This window comes from Cryobacterium algoritolerans (assembly GCF_004402785.1).
Taxonomy (GTDB): Bacteria; Actinomycetota; Actinomycetes; order Actinomycetales; family Microbacteriaceae; genus Cryobacterium; species Cryobacterium algoritolerans.
On record NZ_SOFP01000046.1, the window covers coordinates 17609 to 38098 of the forward strand.

At 63.4% G+C, this 20490-nt stretch carries 21 protein-coding genes, 1 tRNA gene and 1 pseudogene; 20 read left to right on the plus strand and 3 right to left on the minus strand.

What is annotated here, in order from left to right:
- Positions 1-408: 408 nt before the first annotated feature.
- From E3O19_RS08575 to E3O19_RS18575, 14 genes and pseudogenes are all read left to right on the plus strand, one after another.
- Complete coding sequence (locus tag E3O19_RS08575; RefSeq protein ID WP_198413885.1) at positions 409-594, plus strand: Flp family type IVb pilin; 186 nt, start codon at positions 409-411, stop codon at positions 592-594.
- A gap of 171 nt (positions 595-765) precedes the next feature.
- The gene (locus E3O19_RS08580) at positions 766-948 is read left to right on the plus strand and encodes a Flp family type IVb pilin (RefSeq protein WP_134566922.1); all 183 of its coding nucleotides are present in this window, start codon (positions 766-768) and stop codon (positions 946-948) included.
- Positions 949-1053: 105 nt separating this feature from the next.
- Positions 1054-1443 carry a TadE/TadG family type IV pilus assembly protein gene (locus tag E3O19_RS08585; protein ID WP_134566923.1) on the plus strand — a complete coding sequence of 130 codons (390 nt, stop codon included), beginning with the start codon at positions 1054-1056 and terminating at the stop codon, positions 1441-1443.
- A complete protein-coding gene (locus tag E3O19_RS08590) occupies positions 1431-2444 on the plus strand; it encodes a TadE/TadG family type IV pilus assembly protein (RefSeq protein WP_134566924.1) in 1014 nt (337 codons plus the stop codon). Before E3O19_RS08585 ends, E3O19_RS08590 begins: the two co-directional genes overlap by 13 nt.
- 8 nt (positions 2445-2452) lie before the next feature.
- The gene (gene cpaB, locus E3O19_RS08595; RefSeq protein ID WP_134566925.1) at positions 2453-3187 is read left to right on the plus strand and encodes a Flp pilus assembly protein CpaB; all 735 of its coding nucleotides are present in this window, start codon (positions 2453-2455) and stop codon (positions 3185-3187) included.
- The gene (locus E3O19_RS08600) at positions 3184-4533 is read left to right on the plus strand and encodes a CpaE/TadZ family protein (RefSeq protein WP_134566926.1); all 1350 of its coding nucleotides are present in this window, start codon (positions 3184-3186) and stop codon (positions 4531-4533) included. The genes cpaB and E3O19_RS08600 overlap by 4 nt, the downstream gene beginning before the upstream one ends.
- Positions 4530-5975 (plus strand): TadA family conjugal transfer-associated ATPase, encoded by a 1446-nt coding sequence (locus tag E3O19_RS08605; RefSeq protein ID WP_134566927.1) that lies wholly within the window; start codon positions 4530-4532, stop codon positions 5973-5975. Before E3O19_RS08600 ends, E3O19_RS08605 begins: the two co-directional genes overlap by 4 nt.
- A complete protein-coding gene (locus E3O19_RS08610) occupies positions 5972-6928 on the plus strand; it encodes a type II secretion system F family protein (RefSeq protein ID WP_134566928.1) in 957 nt (318 codons plus the stop codon). Before E3O19_RS08605 ends, E3O19_RS08610 begins: the two co-directional genes overlap by 4 nt.
- A gap of 9 nt (positions 6929-6937) precedes the next feature.
- Positions 6938-7807, plus strand: a complete 870-nt coding sequence (locus E3O19_RS08615) for a type II secretion system F family protein (RefSeq protein ID WP_134566929.1) — start codon at positions 6938-6940, stop codon at positions 7805-7807.
- Positions 7808-7889: 82 nt separating this feature from the next.
- Positions 7890-7965 (plus strand) — tRNA-Arg (locus E3O19_RS08620).
- Positions 7966-8133: 168 nt separating this feature from the next.
- Complete coding sequence (locus E3O19_RS08625; protein ID WP_134566930.1) at positions 8134-8370, plus strand: helix-turn-helix domain-containing protein; 237 nt, start codon at positions 8134-8136, stop codon at positions 8368-8370.
- On the plus strand, positions 8370-9557 hold the full coding sequence (locus E3O19_RS08630) for a tyrosine-type recombinase/integrase (protein WP_134566931.1): 1188 nt from the start codon (positions 8370-8372) through the stop codon (positions 9555-9557). The genes E3O19_RS08625 and E3O19_RS08630 overlap by 1 nt, the downstream gene beginning before the upstream one ends.
- A 529-nt stretch (positions 9558-10086) precedes the next feature.
- Positions 10087-10596 (plus strand): annotated as a pseudogene (locus E3O19_RS18155) (multicopper oxidase domain-containing protein); the annotation flags it as partial.
- 381 nt (positions 10597-10977) lie between these two features.
- Positions 10978-11562 carry a multicopper oxidase domain-containing protein gene (locus E3O19_RS18575; RefSeq protein ID WP_277613022.1) on the plus strand — a complete coding sequence of 195 codons (585 nt, stop codon included), beginning with the start codon at positions 10978-10980 and terminating at the stop codon, positions 11560-11562.
- Positions 11563-11668: 106 nt separating this feature from the next.
- Here E3O19_RS18575 and E3O19_RS08640 read toward each other — a convergent pair whose 3' ends face one another.
- The 3 genes from E3O19_RS08640 to E3O19_RS08650 all read right to left on the minus strand — a co-directional run bounded on the left by E3O19_RS08640 (position 11669) and on the right by E3O19_RS08650 (position 15621).
- Positions 11669-14086 carry a cation-translocating P-type ATPase gene (locus E3O19_RS08640; protein ID WP_134566932.1) on the minus strand — a complete coding sequence of 806 codons (2418 nt, stop codon included), beginning with the start codon at positions 14084-14086 and terminating at the stop codon, positions 11669-11671.
- 237 nt (positions 14087-14323) lie between these two features.
- Positions 14324-15211 carry a M56 family metallopeptidase gene (locus E3O19_RS08645; protein ID WP_134566933.1) on the minus strand — a complete coding sequence of 296 codons (888 nt, stop codon included), beginning with the start codon at positions 15209-15211 and terminating at the stop codon, positions 14324-14326.
- Entirely contained in the window at positions 15208-15621 is a 414-nt protein-coding gene (locus tag E3O19_RS08650; RefSeq protein WP_134566934.1) for a BlaI/MecI/CopY family transcriptional regulator, read from the minus strand. The genes E3O19_RS08645 and E3O19_RS08650 overlap by 4 nt, the downstream gene beginning before the upstream one ends.
- 89 nt (positions 15622-15710) lie before the next feature.
- Between E3O19_RS08650 and E3O19_RS08655 the strand changes: the two genes are divergently transcribed.
- From E3O19_RS08655 to E3O19_RS08680, 6 genes are all read left to right on the plus strand, one after another.
- On the plus strand, positions 15711-16352 hold the full coding sequence (locus E3O19_RS08655) for a ferric reductase-like transmembrane domain-containing protein (RefSeq protein ID WP_134566935.1): 642 nt from the start codon (positions 15711-15713) through the stop codon (positions 16350-16352).
- Complete coding sequence (locus tag E3O19_RS18820; RefSeq protein WP_134566936.1) at positions 16349-16594, plus strand: ferredoxin; 246 nt, start codon at positions 16349-16351, stop codon at positions 16592-16594. The genes E3O19_RS08655 and E3O19_RS18820 overlap by 4 nt, the downstream gene beginning before the upstream one ends.
- On the plus strand, positions 16591-17838 hold the full coding sequence (locus E3O19_RS08665; RefSeq protein WP_134566937.1) for an NAD(P)/FAD-dependent oxidoreductase: 1248 nt from the start codon (positions 16591-16593) through the stop codon (positions 17836-17838). The genes E3O19_RS18820 and E3O19_RS08665 overlap by 4 nt, the downstream gene beginning before the upstream one ends.
- Before the next feature lie 152 nt (positions 17839-17990).
- On the plus strand, positions 17991-19238 hold the full coding sequence (gene ftsW / locus E3O19_RS08670; protein WP_420898603.1) for a putative lipid II flippase FtsW: 1248 nt from the start codon (positions 17991-17993) through the stop codon (positions 19236-19238).
- Entirely contained in the window at positions 19225-19638 is a 414-nt protein-coding gene (locus E3O19_RS08675; RefSeq protein WP_134566939.1) for a DUF3566 domain-containing protein, read from the plus strand. The genes ftsW and E3O19_RS08675 overlap by 14 nt, the downstream gene beginning before the upstream one ends.
- Before the next feature lie 49 nt (positions 19639-19687).
- Positions 19688-20449, plus strand: coding sequence for a phosphatase PAP2 family protein (locus E3O19_RS08680; RefSeq protein ID WP_134566940.1), 762 nt, complete (start codon positions 19688-19690; stop codon positions 20447-20449).
- Positions 20450-20490: the final 41 nt, after the last annotated feature.

The following is a 20490-nucleotide window of genomic DNA, read 5'->3' on the forward strand; positions in this document are numbered from 1 at the left end:
CCCTGGCGGCTTCCAGCCTGCCGCCCTCCTGATCGTTCTCTCGATCCGTAACGCCGGAGGCGTATCCAGCGAGCTTCCCTGAGCCGCTCAACCCGACCGGCCCTCACCCGAATGACGGCCGCACTCGCGACTAGCCCGAGTCGCGAGTATTTCCCATGAAATTTTCAGAAAACATACAGTCAATTATCAGCTACCCCCCAGACAGGGAACCCCCGCACTGGGAGGTAGTGAGCATCCCTCGGGGAAGCTAGCTTCGTCAGCACTTGCTCGGTCATCCCGACAAGTCCCGAATCCTCCCCCGGAAGAGTCAGACCCGCACAGGGGGAGGTGAGCCCTTCCAGCGGGTAGAGCACGACCACAACCCGCACGGTCGGCCCGGCCGGCCCTACACAGAACGGAAAACCCGAAATGAAGTTCTACACCAAGATCCAGGCCCTCATCAACAGCATGCGCACCGACGAGGAGGGCGCCACCGCGGTGGAATACGGCCTCATGGTTTCCCTCATCGCGGTCGTCATCATCGCTGCGGTCACCGTGATCGGCACCCAGCTCAACCTGAAGTTCGGTCTGGTCAAGACCGCGCTCGGCGGCTAGCAGCAACACCGGCTCCCGCCCGATCGGCCGCACGGCCGATCGACCGTGAAGTGGCGGCGGCTGTCCTCCCGGACGCCGCCGCCACTCACACCGAAGGTGCAATCACATGACTCGACTGCCGAACAGGGCAAGCGAACGTGGTGCGGCCCTCCACAGAACGGAGAACCCGAAATGAAGTTTCACACCAAGATCCAGGCCCTCGTCAACAGCATGCGCACCGACGAGGAGGGCGCCACCGCGGTGGAATACGGCCTCATGGTTTCCCTCATCGCGGTCGTCATCCTCGCTGCGGTCACCGTGATCGGCACCCAGCTCAACATCAAGTTCGGTCTGGTCCAGGCCGCACTCCTGTAGTAGCGCCACCGGCACCGCCCGGTCGGCCGCACGGCCGATCGACCGTGAGGTGGCGGCGGCTGTCCTCCCGGACGCCGCCACCACTCACACCGAAGGAGCAATCTCATGATGCGACTGCAGAGCAGGGCAGGCGAACGTGGCGCGGCGGCGATCGAGTTCGCGCTCATCCTCCCGATCCTCGTCATCCTTGTTTTCGGCGTCATCGAGTTCGGCCGGGTGTTCAACGCGCAGATCTCCATCACCAATGCGGCTCGTGAAGGGGCCAGGTATATGGCGATTCACAATATCGCCGCCGACGCCAGGACGGCCGCCGCGAACGCGGCACCCTCGCTGACCCCGGCACTCTCCGTGGGCAGCGTAGACGTCAGCCCGGCACCCTGCGTGCTCGGGTCACCTGTCACCGTGACCGTGCACTACACCGTCGACTTCATCACCGGGTACTTCGGCGCCAACATTCCTCTCACAGGCAAAGGAGTCATGCAATGCGGTGGTTGAAGTCTCTACATCGCTCCGAACGCGGGGCAAGCGCCGTGATCGTTGCCTTCTTACTTGTGCCGCTCATCGGCGCCGTGGGATTCGCGGTCGACGTCGGCGCACTGTACGCCGAACGCGGTCAGCTCCAAAACGGGGCGGATGCCGCGGCCCTCGCCATTGCCAGGGACTGCGCGGACGGTGTGTGCTCCGACCCCTCCGGTCTATCCGCGACCTACACCAACGCGAACGCCAACGACGGCGCCGCGAATGTGCTCTCACCGGATCTTTCGATCGGTCACCAGGTGACGGTCACCTCGAGCACTCGCGTCGCCGGCACCAATGCCCCGGCCATCAGCCACCCTTTCGCGGCGATACTCGGAATCACCCCATCCACGGTCAGGGCAGCGGCCACGGCTGAGTGGGGCCCTCCCGGCTCAGGGCCCGTGCTCGCGCTCGCTCTCTCCTGGTGCGAATTCCAGGAGTCGTTGGGGGCGTCGGGTCAGCACGTGACCATCCGCACCGACACGAACAAGACCTGCAAGCACAGTCCCTCCCAGGAGGTCATCCCCGGCGGTTTCGGCTGGCTTGACGCCGTCACCGCCCCCTGCGAGGCGACCATCAACCTAAGCCTGAACCTCGATGCGAAAGGAGAGCTGTGGGTGGGCAGCGACCCAGGTGGGAGCGTGAACAACGACTGCAAGTCGAGGTTGTCGAGCCTCAAGGGCAAGACGCTGCTCGTCCCCATTTACGACCTGGTCCGTGGCACAGGTACCACCGCCGAATATCGCATCTTCGCCTTTGCCGGATTCACCCTCACCGGATGGAATTTCCCGTCCACCTCGGACATCGACTCCCTCGCGCCGCTCTGCCCGCCCAGCCCGCCCGCTAACGCCAAGGACTGCAAGAACGGCAGCAACTGGCGTGGTATCCAGGGCTATTTCAAGGAGTGGGTCTCCATCGACAGCGCATTCGGGCTGGGTGGTCCCGCCCTCAACAGCACCATTGTCAGATTGATCAAATAGGAGATGCCATGAAAACTCGACTCATTGGAGCGATCCTCGCGATCGTCCTGGCCATCGTCGGCACGGTTGTCCTCACCGGATATGTTCGCGGCGCCGACGCCCGGGCAGCGGACGGCGTCGCATTCGTATCCGTTTACGTGGTCTCGCGGGAGATCCCAGCCGGCGCCGCGGCGGGGGAGATTGGTTCGTCCATCGAGGCGAAACAGATCCCGGCGATCGCCGCCGTGCCCGGGCACATCACTCGGCTGAGCGCCCTTCGGGGGAAGGTGGCTGACACGGCACTCAAGCCCGGCGAGCAACTCATCACCTCGCGCTGGGTAGACCCCGCTGCGCTGGCTGCCCGCGGCGACGTCACGGTTCCGGACGGCATGCAAGCCGTGACCATTGCGCTGCCGGTGCAGCAGGTCGTCGGCGGCGCGGTCACCGCAGGTGATACCGTCGGCGTGATCATCGCCGCGACCACGAAGGCCGCCGGCAGCCTGGAGGACTCGCGAATCGCCAGGCAGGTTTTCCACAAGGTTCTCGTGACCGCCGTGCAGCAAGGATCGACAACGGCCGCGAAGGGTGCGGACAAGTCAACCGAACCCGTCAGCGTGGTGATGGTCACCCTCGCTCGTACGACCCCTGACATCGAGAAGCTCGTCTGGGGCCAGGAATTCGGCACCGTGTGGCTCACCATCGAGCCGAAAGCCGCCTCCGAGACCGGTTCGAGCGTCGTTGATGGAAGTGTCGTGTTTCAATGAACCGACTCCTGATGATCGGCCACAGCCACGATTTCGAGTCGCGGCTGCACGATCTGCTCGGATCCGCCGTCCACGTCGTTCGCGGGCAGTCGCTGGCCTTCGGCCCCGCGGCCGTCCTGGGCAGGCTGATGGCGGCGGACCGGCCTCACATCGCCCTGCTCGGGTCTTCTCTTCCGCTGGACACAGCCCATCGGCTGTCGGCCGGGCTGACCCGGTTGTATCCCGGGATCGTGACCGTGGCGGACATCCCTTCCGGACGCACAGGATGGTGCTCTGACCAAGCCATTAATGCCGCGCTCATCCCGAGCGCGGAGAAGATCCGGGCCCAGGCGGAGGGTGCGTTTTCCTCGAATCGGCGACTGACGGGCGTGATCGAGCGTCCCCGCCCGGACGTCGGCCGGCCCGACGTTCGGCCCGGGCTCGTGCCCGAGGCCTGGGACAACGTTGCGCCAGCGGGCGTGGTCGTGGTCGAGGTCGAGGTCGAGGTCGAGCGGATGCTGGACCAGGAGACGCACCTGCCCGTTCCTCTCGCCCTGCCCGAGTCGGCCGCGTTTCCGGCGGCGGGCGAGGGCCTGCGCAGCCGGGTCATCGCGGTTGTTGCCCCGAAGGGCGGCCTCGGCAAAACGACGGTTGCCACCAACCTCGCCGTTGGCCTGGCGAAACACGCCCCGATGTCTGTGGTGCTCATCGACGCCGACGTCCAGTTCGGGGATGTCGCGACGGCCCTGTCACTGAACCCCTCGCATACCCTGCCCGATGTGGTCGCTGCCCTTGCGCAGGACAACATGATGGTGCTCAAGACCTTCCTGGTGCCGCACTCGGGTGGCTTCTACACGGTGTGCGGCGCTGATCAGCCAGACGACGGCGACCGGGTGACCGGAGACGAACTCAGCCACCTGATCGGCCGGCTCACTGAGCTGTTCCGCTATGTCATCATCGACACGGCGCCCGGGCTCGGAGACCACGCGCTGGCGGCTCTCGAACAGGCGACGGACGCGGTCTTCCTCTGCGACATGTCCGTGCCCAGTGCGCGGGGCCTGCGCAAGGAACTCGCCGTGCTCAGCCGGATCGGATTGTTGCCGCCGACGCGCCATGTGGTCCTCAACCTGGCCGACCGAGCGAGCGGTCTGAGCGTACGTGACGTCGAGTCCATCATCGGGGTGCCGGTTGACGTTGCCGTGCCGCGCTCGAAGTATGTTGCGCTGTCGACCAATCGTGGCATTCCGCTGCTCCAGTCCGGAGCGAGGAACCCCGGGTCAGCCGCCCTCACGAACCTTGTTCAGCGGTTTGAACCCAACGCGTCCCTGAAACGCGGTCATCTACATCGAAGGGTGGTTGTCGCATGAAACTGAACGAACGAGTGGATGCCGTGCGGGAGACGGGCCTTCAGCACCGTTTCGGCCGGAAGGCTCCAGACCTCGGTCCGGCACGGACCCCCGAAGCGCCCGTGGAGGTACCCGTCGCGACGATCATTCCCGAGCCGATTGCCGTGGTCAAGGTCGATCCGCTGGTGGAGCTCAAGGAACGGGCTGCCCAGGAACTGTTCGTGCGGATCGGCTCACGCCTGAACGATGCGAGCCTGAGCGAGGAGCAACTGCACACCTACGCGCGGGCCGAGTTGAGCAGCATCGTCGCGGCCGAGCAGGTGCCCCTGAGCTCGGACGAGCGCACGCGGCTCATCGCGGAGATCGGAGCCGACGTGCTCGGCTACGGCCCGCTGGAAGTCCTGCTCAACGACGAGACCGTGACCGAGATCATGGTCAACGGCCCTGAGCAGATCTTCGTCGAGCGACACGGTCAGCTCACACTCAGTGACTCCAGCTTCGCGAGTGAAGCCCAGCTCCGCCGAGTGATCGAGCGGATCGTCGCCAAGGTCGGCCGTCGTATTGACGAGTCGTCACCGCTGGTGGATGCGCGCCTTGCCGACGGGTCGCGGGTGAACGCCATCATCCCGCCGCTCGCGGTGGACGGTTCCTTGCTCACCATCCGTAAATTCGCGCGCGAGCCTCTCACCGTCTACGACCTGATCAGGTTCGGCACCCTGAGCGTTGGCATGGCGGAGGTGCTCGAGGGGTGTGTGGCCGCCAAGCTGAACATCATCGTTTCCGGCGGTACCGGCACCGGGAAGACGACGCTGCTCAACGTCCTCTCCGCATTCATCCCCGCCAACGAGCGCATCATCACCATCGAGGATGCCGTCGAGCTGCAGCTGCAGCAGGACCACGTCATCCGTCTCGAATCGAGACCGGCCAACATCGAGGGCAAGGGCGAGATCACCATCCGGGACCTCGTGCGCAACTCGCTCCGGATGCGCCCGGACCGCATCGTGATCGGTGAGTGTCGCGGTGGCGAGAGTCTCGACATGCTCCAGGCGATGAACACCGGACATGAAGGCTCCATCTCCACCGTGCACTCCAACTCCCCTCGGGACGCGGTTGCCCGGCTCGAAACGCTCGTCCTGATGGCGGGGATGGATTTGCCGCTGCGCGCCATCCGCGAGCAGATCTCATCGGCGATCGACGTGATCGTGCAGATCAGCCGGCTGAAGGATGGCACCAGGCGGATCACCCATGTGACCGAAGTGCAGGGCATGGAGGGTGACATCGTCACACTGCAGGATGTGTTCGTATTCGACTTCACCGCCGGCGTGGATGAGGACGGCCACGTCCTGGGCCACGCCGTACCGGCCGGTGTGCGTCCGCGGTTCGCTGACAAGTTCCGCGAGATGGGCATCGCGCTATCACCCGGCGTGTTCCAGGCCGACCTGACGACGCGGGGCCGGCGATGAACGCCGTCATCCTGTACGCGGGAATCGCGGCCGGGTTGATTGCCCTGCTCGTGCTGGTGTTCCTGGTCATCGCTCCGGCCGGGCCGAATGTTCCGCTTGAGCGTCGCCGCGCCCCCGGGAGTGTGGAGGTCTCGACCCTCACCCGGATGACCGACCGCACGGTCGAGGCCATCGACGTGGTGATCCGCCGTCGGGCGACGATGCCGTTCGGAGCGGCGGACCTGGAGCAGGCGGGCATCCGCCTGCAGCCGCCGGCGTTTGTGCTCATGGTCATCACGGCCGCCGCCGTCATGGCACTGCTGGGGATGCTGCTCGGCACGAGCACGGCGTGGATGCTGCCGCTCATGGTCGTCGGCGTGGCGTGCGCACCGATCGGGGCCAGAATATTGCTCGGGATCCGGGCCGGACGGCGCCGCGCGAAGTTCGCCGATCAGCTCGACGAGTCACTGGGTCTGCTCGCCGGCTCCCTGCGTGCCGGACACAGCCTGCTGCGCGCGGTCGACGCGGTCTCCCACGAGACCGAATCGCCGACGACCGAAGAGTTCGCCAGGGTCGTGAACGAGACCCGGATCGGTCGTGATCTCAGCGACGCGCTGGACAACACGGCGATGCGGATGCGCAGCGACGACTTCCAATGGGTGGCCCAGGCCATTTCCATCAACCGGGAAGTGGGCGGCAACCTGTCGCAGGTTCTCGATCAGGTCGGGCACACCATCCGCGAGCGCAACCAGATACGCCGGCAGGTCAAAGCACTGGCTGCAGAGGGAAAAATGTCCGCGTACGTGCTCATCATGCTGCCGATCGGCGTCTTCGCATTCCTCTTACTGACGCAACCGGCTTACTTCAACGGTTTTCTCGGCAATATCTGGGGAATCGGCGCCCTGGTGGTTGCCGCCATCCTGCTGGTCGTCGGCGCGCTGTGGATGATGGCCGTTGTCAAAGTGAAGTTCTAGGAGGATCCGATGCCGTCATTCATTGTTGTTCTTGCCGCCCTGGCCGTCGCCGGCGGACTGGGCTCACTCGTCGGAATCCTGGTTGGAGGCCGGAGACAACCGAGCGTCGCCGAGATCGCGATCGAGGGCGGGGCGGTCCCCGGCGCGCTCGGGCAGCCCGGGCGGGCCGGTTTCCGGGGCCGGGACATCGTTCCCCGCGGATACATCGGGATGCTCGAACGCCGGCTCGTGCTGGCCGGGCGCCCGCCCGCGTGGAGCATCGACAAGATCCTGATCGCCAAGCCTCTGATCGCGACCGGCGGCGGGTTGCTGGCGGTGCTGTGGATCGGCGGAGACCCGGGACCCATCCGGATTGTGCTCGGCTCCTTCCTCGTGCTGCTCTGCTTCTTCACCCCCGACCTCCTGATTTACAGTCGGGGCCAGGAGCGGCAGGAGCAGATCCAAAACGCCCTCGCCGACACCCTCGACCAGATGACCATCGCCGTGGAGGCAGGGCTCGGCTTCGAAGCGGCCATGGCCAAGGCGGCCACGAATGGCAAAGGCCCGCTTGCCGAGGAGTTCATTCGAACTCTCCAGGACATGAGTATCGGCCAGTCACGCAAAGACGCCTACCAGGCGTTCAGCGCGCGCACCACCTCCGCCGACCTGCGCCGGTTCACCCGCTCCGTCATTCAGGCCGACACCTACGGAATCGCGATCGCCGACGTGTTGCGCGTGCAGGCGGGGGAGATGCGGATGCGTCGTCGCCAGCGTGCCGAGGAGCAGGCGATGAAGGTGCCGGTGAAGGTCATCTTCCCGCTCGTGTTCTGCATCCTGCCCGTGCTCTTCATCGTTCTGCTCACACCCGCGGTGATCAGCATTGCGAAGGCGTTCCTGTAGACATTCAGCGTGGTCGCACCGATATCACTGAGGAGGAATTCAAGGCCATCTGCGCCTGCGGTAGCCTTGAGACGCACTTCCCGCCCCCGTAGCTCAGTGGATAGAGCAGCGGCCTTCTAATCCGCTTGTCGTAGGTTCGATTCCTACCGGGGGCACCACGAACATCGTCTGATCAGGGTTTCTTGTCCTCACTGAAAGGGCAAGACTTGATGCACTCAACGTTTATTCAACGCTTATTCCACGGTGCCCGCCCGTTATGGGCGCTCGGAGAGAAGGTACGCGACCCAGTTCGATTGACCTGGTGTGGCCTTGGGCACCTACGAGTTATGAATGCTGAAAGTCTCTTGGGGCTCGGCCTCGAGCCCGTACTCACGACGAGTGAGCTCGCCGAGTATCTCGGCGTGCACGTGCAGGCCATCTACGACCTGCGCACCGACGGCCGCGGCCCATCCGGTATTCGAGTCGGACGGGAGATCCGCTACCGAGTCTCCGATGTACTCCGTTGGCTGGACGGACTCCACGAGCCCGTTCCGTCCTTGACTGGCCACGGCGGCGAGCGCTGATGGCCGGCCGGCCACGACTTCCGATCAGTACGTTCGGCGCAATCAAGGCGACCGAGGTCGGTGCAGGTCGTTTCCGGGCGACGGCTCGCTTCCGCGACTGGGACGGTCAGTCGAGGCAAGTCACCGCGACCGGTTCGAGTCGCAACGCTGCGGAGACCGCGCTCAAGGTCGAGCTGGCATCGCGGATGAGCGTGGCCAACGTCGGCGACACAGTGAACGCGGGCTCGCCGTTCAGGATGCTGGCCGAGGCCTGGCTGGAGGACCTGAGGCTCGACGTCGACCGCGCGAACGGCACAAAAGCCGTCTACGAGTATGAGCTGCGAGGGCTCGTGCTTCCCTTCTTCGAGCACTTCACGGTTCGCGAGGTCACCGTCGGTCGGATCGAGCTTTTCCTGAAGGTGCAGCGCGCGATCTCGTACACGCGAGCCAGGCACTCGCGCACGATCCTCAGCATGGTGCTGGGGTTTGCGGTGCGGCGGGGGATCATCCCGCGCAATCCCGTGAAGGAGACCTCGCGGATGAAGAAGCCCCAGCACACTCCGAAAGCGCTCACGCCGGATCAGATAGCCGCAATCCGCCTCGCTGCCCGCGACTGGCGCATGGGGGAGGGCAGGATGGGGCCGAAGCCGGACGGCCAGGTGCGGGACCTCATCGAGGTGATGCTCGGCACGGCGACGCGGATCGGCGAGGCACTCGCGCTTCGAAAGTGCGACGTGGATATGGCCGCCGATCCGCCCTGGGTGCACATCCGCGGAACGCTCGTTGTCCAAAGTGGCGCCGGCGTGCTCCGTCAGGCGCATCCCAAGACGCACGAGTCGAACCGATCCGTCGCCGTGCCACAATTCGCGGCAGAGGTGATACGCCGACGTCTGACACTGATCGAGGCCGAGCACGGAGAACATCTGCTGTTCTTCGCGCGGAACGGCAAGCCACTCGCGCCGCACAACGTCAGGCGCACATTCCGCGAAATTCTCCGGAACGCTGGCCTCGAAGGCCTGGGCATCACCCCACACGCCTTTCGCCGCACGGGGGCGACGCTGCTCGCCAACGAACTCGGCATGCAGGCTGCGGCCGACGTGCTTGGACACACCTCGACGTCGACGACAAAGGCACACTACGCGGAGCCTGACCGCGCGGTAAAACCCGAGCCGGCGACGGTGCTACAGCGGCTGGCGCCGCCCGCGTAGACAACCTCGTGCGTTCGACGCCCGGTCATGGGGCTCAATGTCGGAACAGTCAAACGGGCACCGTGGCAATTCCGCACGGTCGGAACGTGGCACTTTCCGCATTCGCCTGCACAATTCATCCACCGACGTCGCCACCTAGCTGCCGTCCCACCTGGGGGAAGCCTCTGCGGTCTGCCCCGAATTGGGCGATGCGGCATACCGATTCTCCGCATTAGTCTCGGGTTTCGGGCCTGTGGTTCACACGTTTAGTCGGGCACGGCGCCTCGGGTGAGAACCACTTCGAGTTCTTCGGCAGAGGCGCAGAGGTCGGCCTGTCCTGCCTGGATTGGGATGACTTTGTGTCTTGAGATCCCAAGTATCCATAGGATCTCCTTAGAATTCTCCCAGCATTGTCAGTGTTGCGGATGCGAGTATCGGTCCGATCGGCGGGCGCTGGCTCGACGGCATGTTGTGCGTGCGCAAGCGCGAGGAAAGCTGGTGTGCGGTGATGGAGCTGTCACGACGTCGAGTGCTGATCGGGATGATCGGGATGATCGGCGTCCCTGTCGTGTTGTCTGGCTGCCAAGATGCGTCGGTCGCCTCAAATCCAGCATTGAGTCGGGTGAAGTCCCCGCCCCCATCGGCGTTCGATCGCCCTCTTCCAATCCCACCGCTGGCGCAAGCCTCGGTTACCGCCCTCGGTGTGCGCCAATTCTCCCTCACTGCGGCCCCAGGGACGACTCAGATCTTGCCTGGGGTCTCCACTCCGACGTGGGGCTATGACGGCTCGATTCTCGGGCCAACGATCCGTGCTCGTCGCGGGGAAACGGTGGCGGTCGAAGTGACCAACAAGCTGCCCGACGCGACGACGGTGCACTGGCATGGCGCACACGTCCCAGCGCAATATGACGGGGGGCCGCACCAACCGATCGAGCCAGGGATAGTCTAGACACCCACATGGATGCTGGCGCAGCCTGCTGCCAGCTTGTGGTACCACCCCCATCCGCATGGTAAGACCGAAAAGCATGTGTATCGGGGGCTCGCCGGGCTCTTCATTATCGACGATGACCAGTCCGATCGCCTCGACCTGCCCCGTGATTACGGGGTTGATGACTTTCCCCTCATCATCCAGGACAAACGCCTGCACAAGGACGGGACGCTCGATGAGCGCAATGACGAGGAAGTCGGATTGATGGGGGACGTGATCGTCACCAATGGTATCTCGGGCGCATTCCTGTCGGTACCCCGTGGCCTGGTCAGATTGCGTGTTCTCAATGGGTCCACCGCACGAATGTACAACGTCGGGTTCGCCGACAATCGAACCTTTCACCTTGTCGCCAGCGACGGTGGTCTCCTCGAGAGTCCAGTGCCGGCCAGTCGGGTTGCCTTGAGTCCGGGAGAACGCGTTGAACTGGTGATCAACGTGCCTGATGCGCCCGTGATGCTGCGGTCCTATCCTTTCGCTGACCATGCAGGCCTCAGGGGCAAAAATAGGGCCACGTTCGGCGTCGAGGACACCTTCAACATCCTTCAGCTCCGGCCCACAGGCACGCGCGGACAACTTCAACTCCTTCCGGCGGTTCTTGCATCACTTGACCGGCTCGACCCCGCTGCCGCGGTGGAACACCGCAAGTTCGCGTTGCGCTGGGTCGAGATCAACGGCGCCCGGATGAAAATGAACAAAGTCAACTTCACGACCACGCTCAACGCCACGGAGATCTGGACGGTTCGAAACACCGACCACCGGCCCCACAACTTCCACGTCCACGACGTGCAATTCCAGGTCGTAGACATCGACAAAGCGGCCCCGCCGGCCGAACTGTCGGGGTGGAAGGACACTATCTACATACGTCCAGGTAGCGCGGTGCGACTGATCCTGCGTTTCAACGACCACAGCGATCCATCATTCCCGTACATGTATCACTGCCACATGCTGATGCACGAAGATCACGGCATGATGGGCCAGTTCCTCGTGCTCGGTCCCGGGCAAACCGCCGAACCCATACCGATGCCCCAGGGCCAGTAATTCAACGCGATGTCCCGGGGATGCTCGCGGGTCGGTTTGCCTGAGTCAGGCAAGCGTGTCCTGGTGGGAGCGGAAGACTCACGGTGGTGGGATCACGGTGCGTCTTTCAGGAGTTGAATCCTTTTCGGAGTTCCGCCGGTGCGGTCACGAGCAGCGCTAGTGCCATGGACACGATCAGGTCGGTGGGGGGAACCGAGGCGAAGTGCAGTGCGTCGCGCAGCGGCGGGAGATAGATGGCGAGCAGCAGGAAGACGACTGCCGTAATCGCCCATAGGTTCATGATGCGGTTGGTGAACAGGCCGTGGTGCAGTATCCAGTCGCGGTCGCTGCGCGAGATGAAGGCCAGTGCAACGTGGCCGATCATCCAGGCGGCGAACGCGCATGCCTGCACTTGCGCGGGGGCCAGTCCGCGCCAGTTGGCCCACGCGTAGGCGGCCATGACTGCAGCGAACAGCAGCCCGCCCTTGAACAGGATGGTTCGCAAAGCGGCACCGTCGATGAGCGCGCCGCGGGCGCGGCGCGGTTGGCGCCGGGCAATGTCGGCTTCTGCGGGTTCAGCGACAAAACCGGCGGAGGCGGCGAGGTCCATGAACAATTCCAGCACGATGATCTGGATTGGCGAGAATGGCAGGGGTAGCCCGACCAGTACCGGCAGTAGGAAGATCGCGATCAGACCGACTTTGACCGCGAGGTAGTAGTTGACTCCCTTGCGCAGGTTGTCGAAAAAGTGTCGCCCCTCGAACACGCCGTGCGCCAGTGTGGCGTAGTTGTCATCGGCCAGAACCGCTTGCGCCGCTTCCTTCGCCACGTCGGTACCTCTGATGCCCATGGCGATTCCGACATCGGCGGCCTTGAGCGCCAGCGCGTCGTTGACGCCGTCTCCGGTTACCGCCACCACCTCGCCGTTTTTCTGTAGGGCCTGCACCAGCCGGTATTTGTGCTGGGGGGTGGCGCGTGCGAAAACGGAAACGTCCTGCACGACCTGGGCGAGCTTCGCATCGTCCAATTGATCCAGTTCCTCACCGGTGAGGACCCGATCGGCCGGGATGCCCACTTCGCGGGCGATGGCTGCGGCGGTGGCCGGGTGATCGCCGGTGACCATCAGGGTGCGGATGCCCGCGCCCGCGACTTGCGCGAGAGTGGCGTGCACTCCGGGTCGCGGCGGGTCGGCCAAGGCCACGAGGCCGGCGATGTCGAGGTCGTGTTCCAGTTCCTCCAACGGAATCTCGGCTGATTGCGCGTTGATCGTGCGCGTGGCCGCGGCGACGACCCGCCGTCCTTGGGCTGTTTCTTCGGCAAGTTGTGCGCGAAGCGTCGCCGGCACTTCACGGCAGTGATCGAAAATTTCCTCCGGCGCCCCGGTCAGGTGAAGGCGCAACGACCCGTCCTGGTGTCGCCACAGCACCGCTTTGCTGCGTCGGCCGGCGCCGGGGTGGCGCAGCTGGACGATCTTGCCGTCTGGCGTCGCTACGCCCAGAGTATGGGCGCGCTCTGACACGGCTTGCTCCAACGGGTCCGGAACTTCCGGCGAGACTGTGCCCACTGCGGCTTCAAGAACGGTGTGTTCCTGTTCTGGCGGCCACACGCTCGCCACTTGCATGCGGCTCTCGGTCAAGGTGCCGGTCTTGTCCGTGAGGATGACCGTGGCGTCGCCCAGAGTCTCGGCCGCACGCAGGCGCTTGACCAGGAAGTTCTGTCGCGACAGCCGGTAGGCGCCGAGCCCCAGGACCATGGTGATGATGATGGGCAGTTCCTCGGGAATAGTGGCGAAGGCGAGCGAGAGCCCGGTGAGGATCATCTGCTTCACGTCACCACCGCGCGCGATTCCGATCAGCGGAATGACAATAGAGAAGGACACCGCGACCCACACCAGCTTCTTCGCGAGCGATTTCATCGCCAGTTGGAGTGGCGTCTTCGGTGGCTTCACGCTACCCAGCTGGGCAGCCAGCTGACCCAGGCGGGTGGCGCCGCCCGTAGCGGTAACTTCTCCCTCGCCTTCGCCCGCCACGACCACCGTGCCGGCATAGACGACATCGCCTACGGACTTCTCCGCCGGCAGTGATTCGCCGGTGAGGGTCGACTCGTCCACGCTGAAGTTGATGGTGTCGGTAAGCGTGGCATCGGCTGCGACTCGGACGCCAGGTGACAGGATCAGCAGATCGCCCGGCACAACCATTTCGGTGTCCGTCGTGATGACCTGACCAGAACGGCGTACCCGCGCCTTCGGTGAGGAGAGACGTTCGAGGGCGCCGATGGCGCGTTTGGCACGGAACTCATTCACGACTTCCGCCGTCACCAGCAGCAGGATGACGACGAAGATGGTGGTGGCATCCCCGAGCCCACCCCAGACGCTGTAGAGCACGCCCACCCCCAGCAACAGCAGGATCATCGGCTCCCTAATTTCCTCCGCAGCGATTGCCCAAAAGCGCACCGGGGCAGGCGTGAACAGCCGATTCGGCCCGAGACGAGCCAGACGTGCGGCGGCTTCTACACCCGTGAGGCCAGGGTGGACGGATGTTTTCACTGGAACTACCTTCTAATCGGTACCGCACTACTCGCGTTCCGAAAACGACGAACGAGTTCAGATTCACGAGTACGGTCATGTCGTTCGCCACAGCCACCGAGCGAAGCTTTCTTGACCCTGTATTTCCATGCTAGATCGTTTCGATATGCCCGATTGCGCAGTCGGAGTGGCCGGTACACCGGAGCAATCTGTCACGGCGCATCCTCGATGAGCGAACCGCGTTTTGTCCATGTTTGGTTACGGGTAGAACACTTCTAAGACCGTCACGCACGCTTTGAGTGCGTCCAGGAGTGCTGCACCGCCAACGATGACTGCGATGGCCACGGGTATGACCGTTGCCCAGCGGCTTGTCGGGGGTTCAACGGCGAGGGCTGCGAGGCGTTCCCGAACATGGTCGGAGGTGTAGGCCATCACGGAAGGGGGCGTCCTGGTTGCGGCCAGAGCGGCTCTGGCGAGGGACCGCGCCGTGACGGGCCGGCCTGCCTCTTCCGCCGCACGCTCATCAGCCCAGCGTTCGGTTTGCAGCTTAATTTCGCGACGGATCGTGCCGAGAAGAGGGTTGATTGCGACAGCGATGACCGCGATCACCTGGTAGAGGTGGTGACGATTGGTCAGGTGTGCTTGTTCGTGCGCGAGAAGCGCCTGGCGTTCAGGACCCGTCAAGGTCTCTAACATTGCGGTCGACACGATCACGGTGCCAGCGCCAATGGGAACCGCAAAAGCGTAGGGGCGGCTATCGACGAGGACCATCAGCCCATCCTCGGACTCGTTGACCACCTCCTGCAATTCCCGGAGGGTCTGCCATTCGTGGACGACAGCGAATACGGTCCGAACCGCGAGGAGCACCAGCATGACGAGTGCGACGGCCCCGATCGGCCAGGGAACGCCATCTCGTCCGCCCACGAGTTGCTCCCGGTCGGCACCAACCCCCAAAAAAGGCAACATCTTCACGCTGCCGCCGACCGCCAACAAGGCCAGTGTCCCGACCGTAGCTACTGCGCTCAGCAGGGCAAGCGCACAGAGCAACCTCGTCGCCGCTGATGGAGTCAGGTGTCGAGAAACAACCGGCCCAGCCATGGCAAGGAGACAGGCGACGACGAGAGGCAAATAGAGACTGTAGATCATGAAGCGCTGCCCTGGCGCGAGTCATCCAACAGCCCCCGGAGCAAAGCCTCGTCAGCGGGCGCGATCGCGTCCAGGAAGCCTTGAAGAACTGCGGACCGGTCCGCGCCTCGCGCCAGCACGCTCGCCATCCGTTGGGCAGCGACATCGGATCCGTCCGGCACGGGCCGGTAGGTGAAGGCGCGGCCGGCCTTCTCGCGTGCGACGCGCCCTTTCGCCCTCAGCCGCGTCAACACCGTCAACACGGTCTTGTACGACAGTTCCGGGGCGCCGAGCTGAGCATGTACCTCGGCGCCAGATAGCGGTGTGGTGCTCAACCACAGTGTGCTCAGCACCTGAGCCTCTAGGGTGCCCCGCTCCCGTCGTACATTCACGATGGTTCTCTCCTGTCCCGTCCCGCGGCAGACCGCCATAGAAGTCTTACGTCATGTAAGATCTCATTCTTACGACAAGTAAGACCTGCCGTTTGCCAGTCTACTCAACCCCAATCACAGGAGACAATGTGCCCTTTGCGCTCTTCCCAGGAACACAATCGGTGACGTCGATACCTTCGTTGCTCGCACAGGCGAGCGTCGCCTACACCCCCTTCGATCAGGGCATCCGGCATATCGCCACTCTCGCTGGCTATTTGTCCTACGGCTTGATGGCATTGGCGATTGTCTTCGGCATTTTGACCACCACGGGGTGGGCCAGGCGTCTCGTCAGCCGAAGTGCGATGTCTTCGGCCCATATCGTGCTGGCGGTCACCGCGTTGACGTTCGGCACCCTCCACGGACTCTCGTACATCTTCCAGACCGGCCAGAACTTTCGCCTCATCAATGCGATTGTGCCCTTCGTGGCTGGCGGGTCGCTCAGCGTCGGACTTGGCATCATCGGTCTGGACTTGGGGCTCGCCGTCGCGTTATCGATCGTGGTCCAACGACGCCTCGGCTACCACCGCTGGCACATTGTCCACTACTTCGCCTACGGCGCCTTTGCACTCTCACTCATTCACACATTCACGGCGTCCCCGGAAGTCCAGTCCCTCCGCCTTCTCGGAGTCGGCGTCATCGGCGCAGCGGCCGCATGCCTTCTGGTTTACATCCTTCGCATCCTGCCCGCAACCACAGCGGTTGGCCTACGAATTGCACCGGGAGAAAAATGAACACCTCCACGGAAACCTCAAACGCTCGACAGGAAACAGCGCTCGTCAGCGTCAGCGTTGACAACCGCCACTGTCACCTCTACGGGATTTGCGAACAAGAAGCGCCCGAGGTCTTCGCACTTGGAGTCGACGGGCGGCTCCGGTACTCCACACACCCCGCGGCCCCGGAGGCCGAGGCAACTCGACAGGCAGCGAGACTCTGCCCCATGCAAGCGATCACACTGGCGGGGTCTGTCACATGAGCGCACGGATGGAACGAATCGTCGTCGTCGGGGCAGGCCTTGCCGCCCTGTCCGCGGCGGAGCGCCTCCGGGAGCGAGGATTTTCTGGCGACATTGTGATCATCGGAGACGAAACCCACCGACCCTACAACCGAACCCCTCTCTCCAAGGGCCTCCTCACCGGCCAGGTCAGCACGCGTGAACTTCCACTGCGCAGCTACACGCCCCTGAACGTGCAGTGGAAATTGGGCAACAGAGTTACCGGCTTGGACATTGCTCGCCGCATGCTTCGAACGGAACAGGGGGCGGATATCGGCTTTGACGGGCTGATCATCGCCACCGGAGTGCGAGCCAGGCATTTGCCCGGAGCGCCGATGGATGCCCCCCATGTGTGGACGCTTCGCACTCTCGACGACGCGCGGGCGATCGACCGGGCGATGACGCATGCCCGCCGCATCGCCGTCGTCGGTGGGGGCTTTCTGGGCTGTGAAATCGCCTCAACTGCCCGCGAACGTGGAATTGCCGTGACCCTCATCGATCGGAGCCCAACGGTGCTGCATCGATCCCTCGGCGCCCCCATTGGAGCAGTCATTGGCGAAATGCACCGAGCAGCGGGCGTGCGACTTCACCTCGGAGTCGGAGTCAGCGGCTGGGCCGAAACCCGTCGCGGCGCAGGACTCACACTCGACGACAACGAAAAAATTGACGCCGATCTTGTCGTTATCGGTGTCGGAACTGACCCCAACACGGAATGGCTACACAATTCAGGACTCGACATCACTAACGGAGTCCTCTGCGATGAGACCGGACATGCCCTCACCCATGCTGGGACCAGAGTTGAAGGGATCGTGGCAGCAGGCGACGTCGCCCGCTGGCCCAACCAACGTTTCGATAGCATCCCACGACGGGTGGAACACTGGATCAACGCCGTCGAAATGGGGCAGGCAGCAGCAGACTCCCTTCTTGCCGGGCCCGCAGCGAGCCCGTTCTGCCCCACGCCACGGTTTTGGTCCCACCAACACGGGACACGAATCCAAGCTTCCGGCCAGCTAGCCCTCGGCACCTCGATGACCCTTCTGGACGGTAATTTTCAGGACCGACGATTCATCGCAGGATTCACCCGGCCCAGCGACACAGGACCAACCCTTGTTGGCGTTGTTGCCGTCAACATGCCGCGCAGCCTGCTGCGCTGGCACGAAAGTATCGGACGCCCCGCAAACGAGCGCCCCTCCCGCGCGCGCCCAGTCACCGTCCTTCAAAACTAGAACGTCAAACCAGACACCTCCGAGCCGAAGGAGACACCCTGAGCAGAGCGCCCGAACGTGGTCCTGATGCAGTAGAACGGCCGGCGGAAAGCCCGGGCTTCCCGTTCGCGCCCGGATCCCGACAAATTGCGGTACGGATCACTTTAGGGCGGCTGCTCCACTCTGAGTCCTCTAACTACTACCTGCTGCTGGGGACCACTCTTTTCATGGTCGGGTTTGGGCTGATGATGGTCCTTTCCTCCTCTTTCGTCGATTCACATACCGCCGGCGACAGCTTTTTCGCCGTGTTCTGGAAACAGGGCGCCAGTGCAATAATCGGCATCCCGCTCATGCTCCTCGTCGCGCGGATCCGCAGCACCGTGTGGAGAAAGCATGCCCGGCTGCTACTCATCGCAACGTGTGTGCTGCAGCTGCTCGTCGTCGCCACCCCCCTAGGCACGCAAGTTGGTGGAAATCGAAACTGGCTGCGCCTCGGCAGCTTTTCGCTTCAGCCATCCGAAGCGCTGAAAGTCGCCTTAGCCCTCTGGATCAGCATGTTTTTGGTGAAGCGATACAACAGAATTGCGGACTGGAAACATCTTCTTCTCCCCGTCGTGCTCGTGGCAGGCCCGGCAATCGGCCTCGTCACCATCGGTGGCGACCTCGGCACGACACTCATCATGGGCGGGATGCTCCTGGGCGCACTGTTCTTTGCTGGCGCGCCCCTCAAACAACTTGCACTCACGCTCGGGGCAGCATCCGTCCTTGCCGTGCTGCTGGCAGTATCCCGACCCAGCAGGCTGATCCGTATTTTGGCGTTCCTGAATCCCGGATCCGCTGACCCAACGGATGTCGGTTGGCAAATTCAGAATGGTTACTACGCTCTCGCTTCCGGCGGTGTTTTCGGCGTGGGCCTCGGAAACTCCAAATCCAAATGGGGCTGGCTTCCCGCAGCGGACACTGACTTCATCTTTGCCATCATCGGCAACGAGCTGGGCCTGATCGGCACGGTCCTCGTACTTGTTCTCTTCGCCGTTCTCGCCCTGGCGTTCCTAAGGATTATCGGCACAAGCACTGACCGGTTCGCCCGAATCGCAACCGCCGCGATTATGGTGTGGATAATCGGTGAGGCGGCGGTCAATATCGCCGTCGTCTTAGGTTTGCTGCCCGTCCTTGGAGTGCCTCTACCCTTTTTCTCATCCGGTGGCACAGCCCTCGTCAGCTCGCTCGCAGCCATGGGCATTGTCCTGTCCTTCGAGCGAGAATCCAAACGAAGGAAAACTCAATCGCAGCCTGAGAAAAGACACGCTCAAGGAAACTCGCCAATGACCGGGGACGTGCAGGCACCGATAGCTAGACGGCCATCCACGTCCCCACTAAGCGCCGCCCTGAAGGGAGAAATGATTCATGAGTTTGGCTGAAAAACTTGCCCAAAAATCATCCGCCGCACCCGCCTCGGGGAAACAGGTCCGACTCAAATTCGTCCACATCAATGCCTGGTTCGTGGCGAAAATTTCTCTTCTTCTCGGGCTGAGCCTGGGTATTGTGACCACGCTCGGCACTCTGGTCCTGTGGCTAGTTCTAAACCAGACAGGTGCGTTCGATCAACTCGATACGCTCCTTGCCGGCATGTCGAGCGGGTCAACGACAGCGATCGGTGTGAAAACCTCTCTCGGCCTCGGGCCGGTGTTGGGCTTTTCGATCGCTCTTGGCGTCGTGGGCGCCATTACCGGATCCGCACTAGGGACGATCATGGCCGTTCTCTACAACCTCAGCGTCAAACTCACCGGCGGTCTCTTCATCGGCTTCATCACTCGCTGATAGACGACCGCCGCCAACCCCGGAACAACAGAACAGGCCAAAACCGCTCATGACCAATCCTCCCGCAGTCGATAACCTCGCCGCTCGAACACGTTTGGCCAGGCTGCCGCAACCGCGGCATGCCCTCCAACAACCGGTGATCCTCGCCCTCGTCACCCTCGCGCTCGGCTTCACCATCAAATGGCTACCCCAATTCCGGAACGCAGAATTTCAGATCGATCAATTCTTCAGCCGACATCACAGTCCAGCCCTGAACGCAATTGCGGTCACCATTCAGGTGCTTTTGAGTGCACGCGGGATCCTCATCATCCTGATCATCACCTTCCTCTTCCTTCTGTTAGTCAGACGATCCCCCGTGAACGCGTTTGCAGTCGTTTCGGTTGCGGGCATCGGATGGCTCTCCAGCGAAGCGTTCAAAATTGTGGTCGCCCAACCCCGCCCGAACCAAGCGCTGCTGCAGAACCCCCTCATCCCGAACGACGGCACCGGCAGTTTCCCCTCCGGACACACCACCTTCGCGGTAGCGTTCGCGATCGCCTACTACTTCCTCGCCCGCCAGACCCGATGGTCCAAAGTTGCCCTCGCCTGCGGCATCCTATTCGTCACGGTGGTTGGCCTATCCCGTGTATACCTCGGAGTGCACTACCCCAGCGACATCATCGGATCCGTCCTGGTGGCCGCGACCACGACCTCCCTCGTCACAGTGATCTGGAATAGGTACGCCCTATCTGTATTGGCCCGGATTCCCTTTCTTGATCGGTTCGGTCCGCTACCTCAACCTCCGGCCAGACCAGGGAAAGTACGGCAGTGATGGCACCCTCTGGAGGGCGGCACAACCAACGCACGGTCAGG

Excerpts from the sequence above, each read along its gene's own strand:
- E3O19_RS08615 (WP_134566929.1), top strand. The coding sequence starts at position 6,938 with ATGCCGTCATTCATTGTTGTTCTTGCCGCCCTGGCCGTCGCCGGCGGA.
- E3O19_RS08585 (WP_134566923.1), top strand. The coding sequence starts at position 1,054 with ATGATGCGACTGCAGAGCAGGGCAGGCGAACGTGGCGCGGCGGCGATC.
- E3O19_RS08650 (WP_134566934.1), bottom strand. The coding sequence starts at position 15,621 with ATGGCGGTCTGCCGCGGGACGGGACAGGAGAGAACCATCGTGAATGTA.
- E3O19_RS08680 (WP_134566940.1), top strand. The coding sequence starts at position 19,688 with ATGACCAATCCTCCCGCAGTCGATAACCTCGCCGCTCGAACACGTTTG.
- E3O19_RS08645 (WP_134566933.1), bottom strand. The coding sequence starts at position 15,211 with ATGATCTACAGTCTCTATTTGCCTCTCGTCGTCGCCTGTCTCCTTGCC.
- E3O19_RS08575 (WP_198413885.1), top strand. The coding sequence starts at position 409 with ATGAAGTTCTACACCAAGATCCAGGCCCTCATCAACAGCATGCGCACC.
- E3O19_RS08590 (WP_134566924.1), top strand. The coding sequence starts at position 1,431 with ATGCGGTGGTTGAAGTCTCTACATCGCTCCGAACGCGGGGCAAGCGCC.
- E3O19_RS08580 (WP_134566922.1), top strand. The coding sequence starts at position 766 with ATGAAGTTTCACACCAAGATCCAGGCCCTCGTCAACAGCATGCGCACC.
- E3O19_RS08600 (WP_134566926.1), top strand. The coding sequence starts at position 3,184 with ATGAACCGACTCCTGATGATCGGCCACAGCCACGATTTCGAGTCGCGG.
- E3O19_RS08610 (WP_134566928.1), top strand. The coding sequence starts at position 5,972 with ATGAACGCCGTCATCCTGTACGCGGGAATCGCGGCCGGGTTGATTGCC.
- E3O19_RS18820 (WP_134566936.1), top strand. The coding sequence starts at position 16,349 with ATGAACACCTCCACGGAAACCTCAAACGCTCGACAGGAAACAGCGCTC.
- E3O19_RS08675 (WP_134566939.1), top strand. The coding sequence starts at position 19,225 with ATGAGTTTGGCTGAAAAACTTGCCCAAAAATCATCCGCCGCACCCGCC.
- E3O19_RS08665 (WP_134566937.1), top strand. The coding sequence starts at position 16,591 with ATGAGCGCACGGATGGAACGAATCGTCGTCGTCGGGGCAGGCCTTGCC.
- E3O19_RS08625 (WP_134566930.1), top strand. The coding sequence starts at position 8,134 with ATGAATGCTGAAAGTCTCTTGGGGCTCGGCCTCGAGCCCGTACTCACG.
- E3O19_RS18575 (WP_277613022.1), top strand. The coding sequence starts at position 10,978 with ATGCTGCGGTCCTATCCTTTCGCTGACCATGCAGGCCTCAGGGGCAAA.
- E3O19_RS08605 (WP_134566927.1), top strand. The coding sequence starts at position 4,530 with ATGAAACTGAACGAACGAGTGGATGCCGTGCGGGAGACGGGCCTTCAG.
- cpaB (WP_134566925.1), top strand. The coding sequence starts at position 2,453 with ATGAAAACTCGACTCATTGGAGCGATCCTCGCGATCGTCCTGGCCATC.
- E3O19_RS08630 (WP_134566931.1), top strand. The coding sequence starts at position 8,370 with ATGGCCGGCCGGCCACGACTTCCGATCAGTACGTTCGGCGCAATCAAG.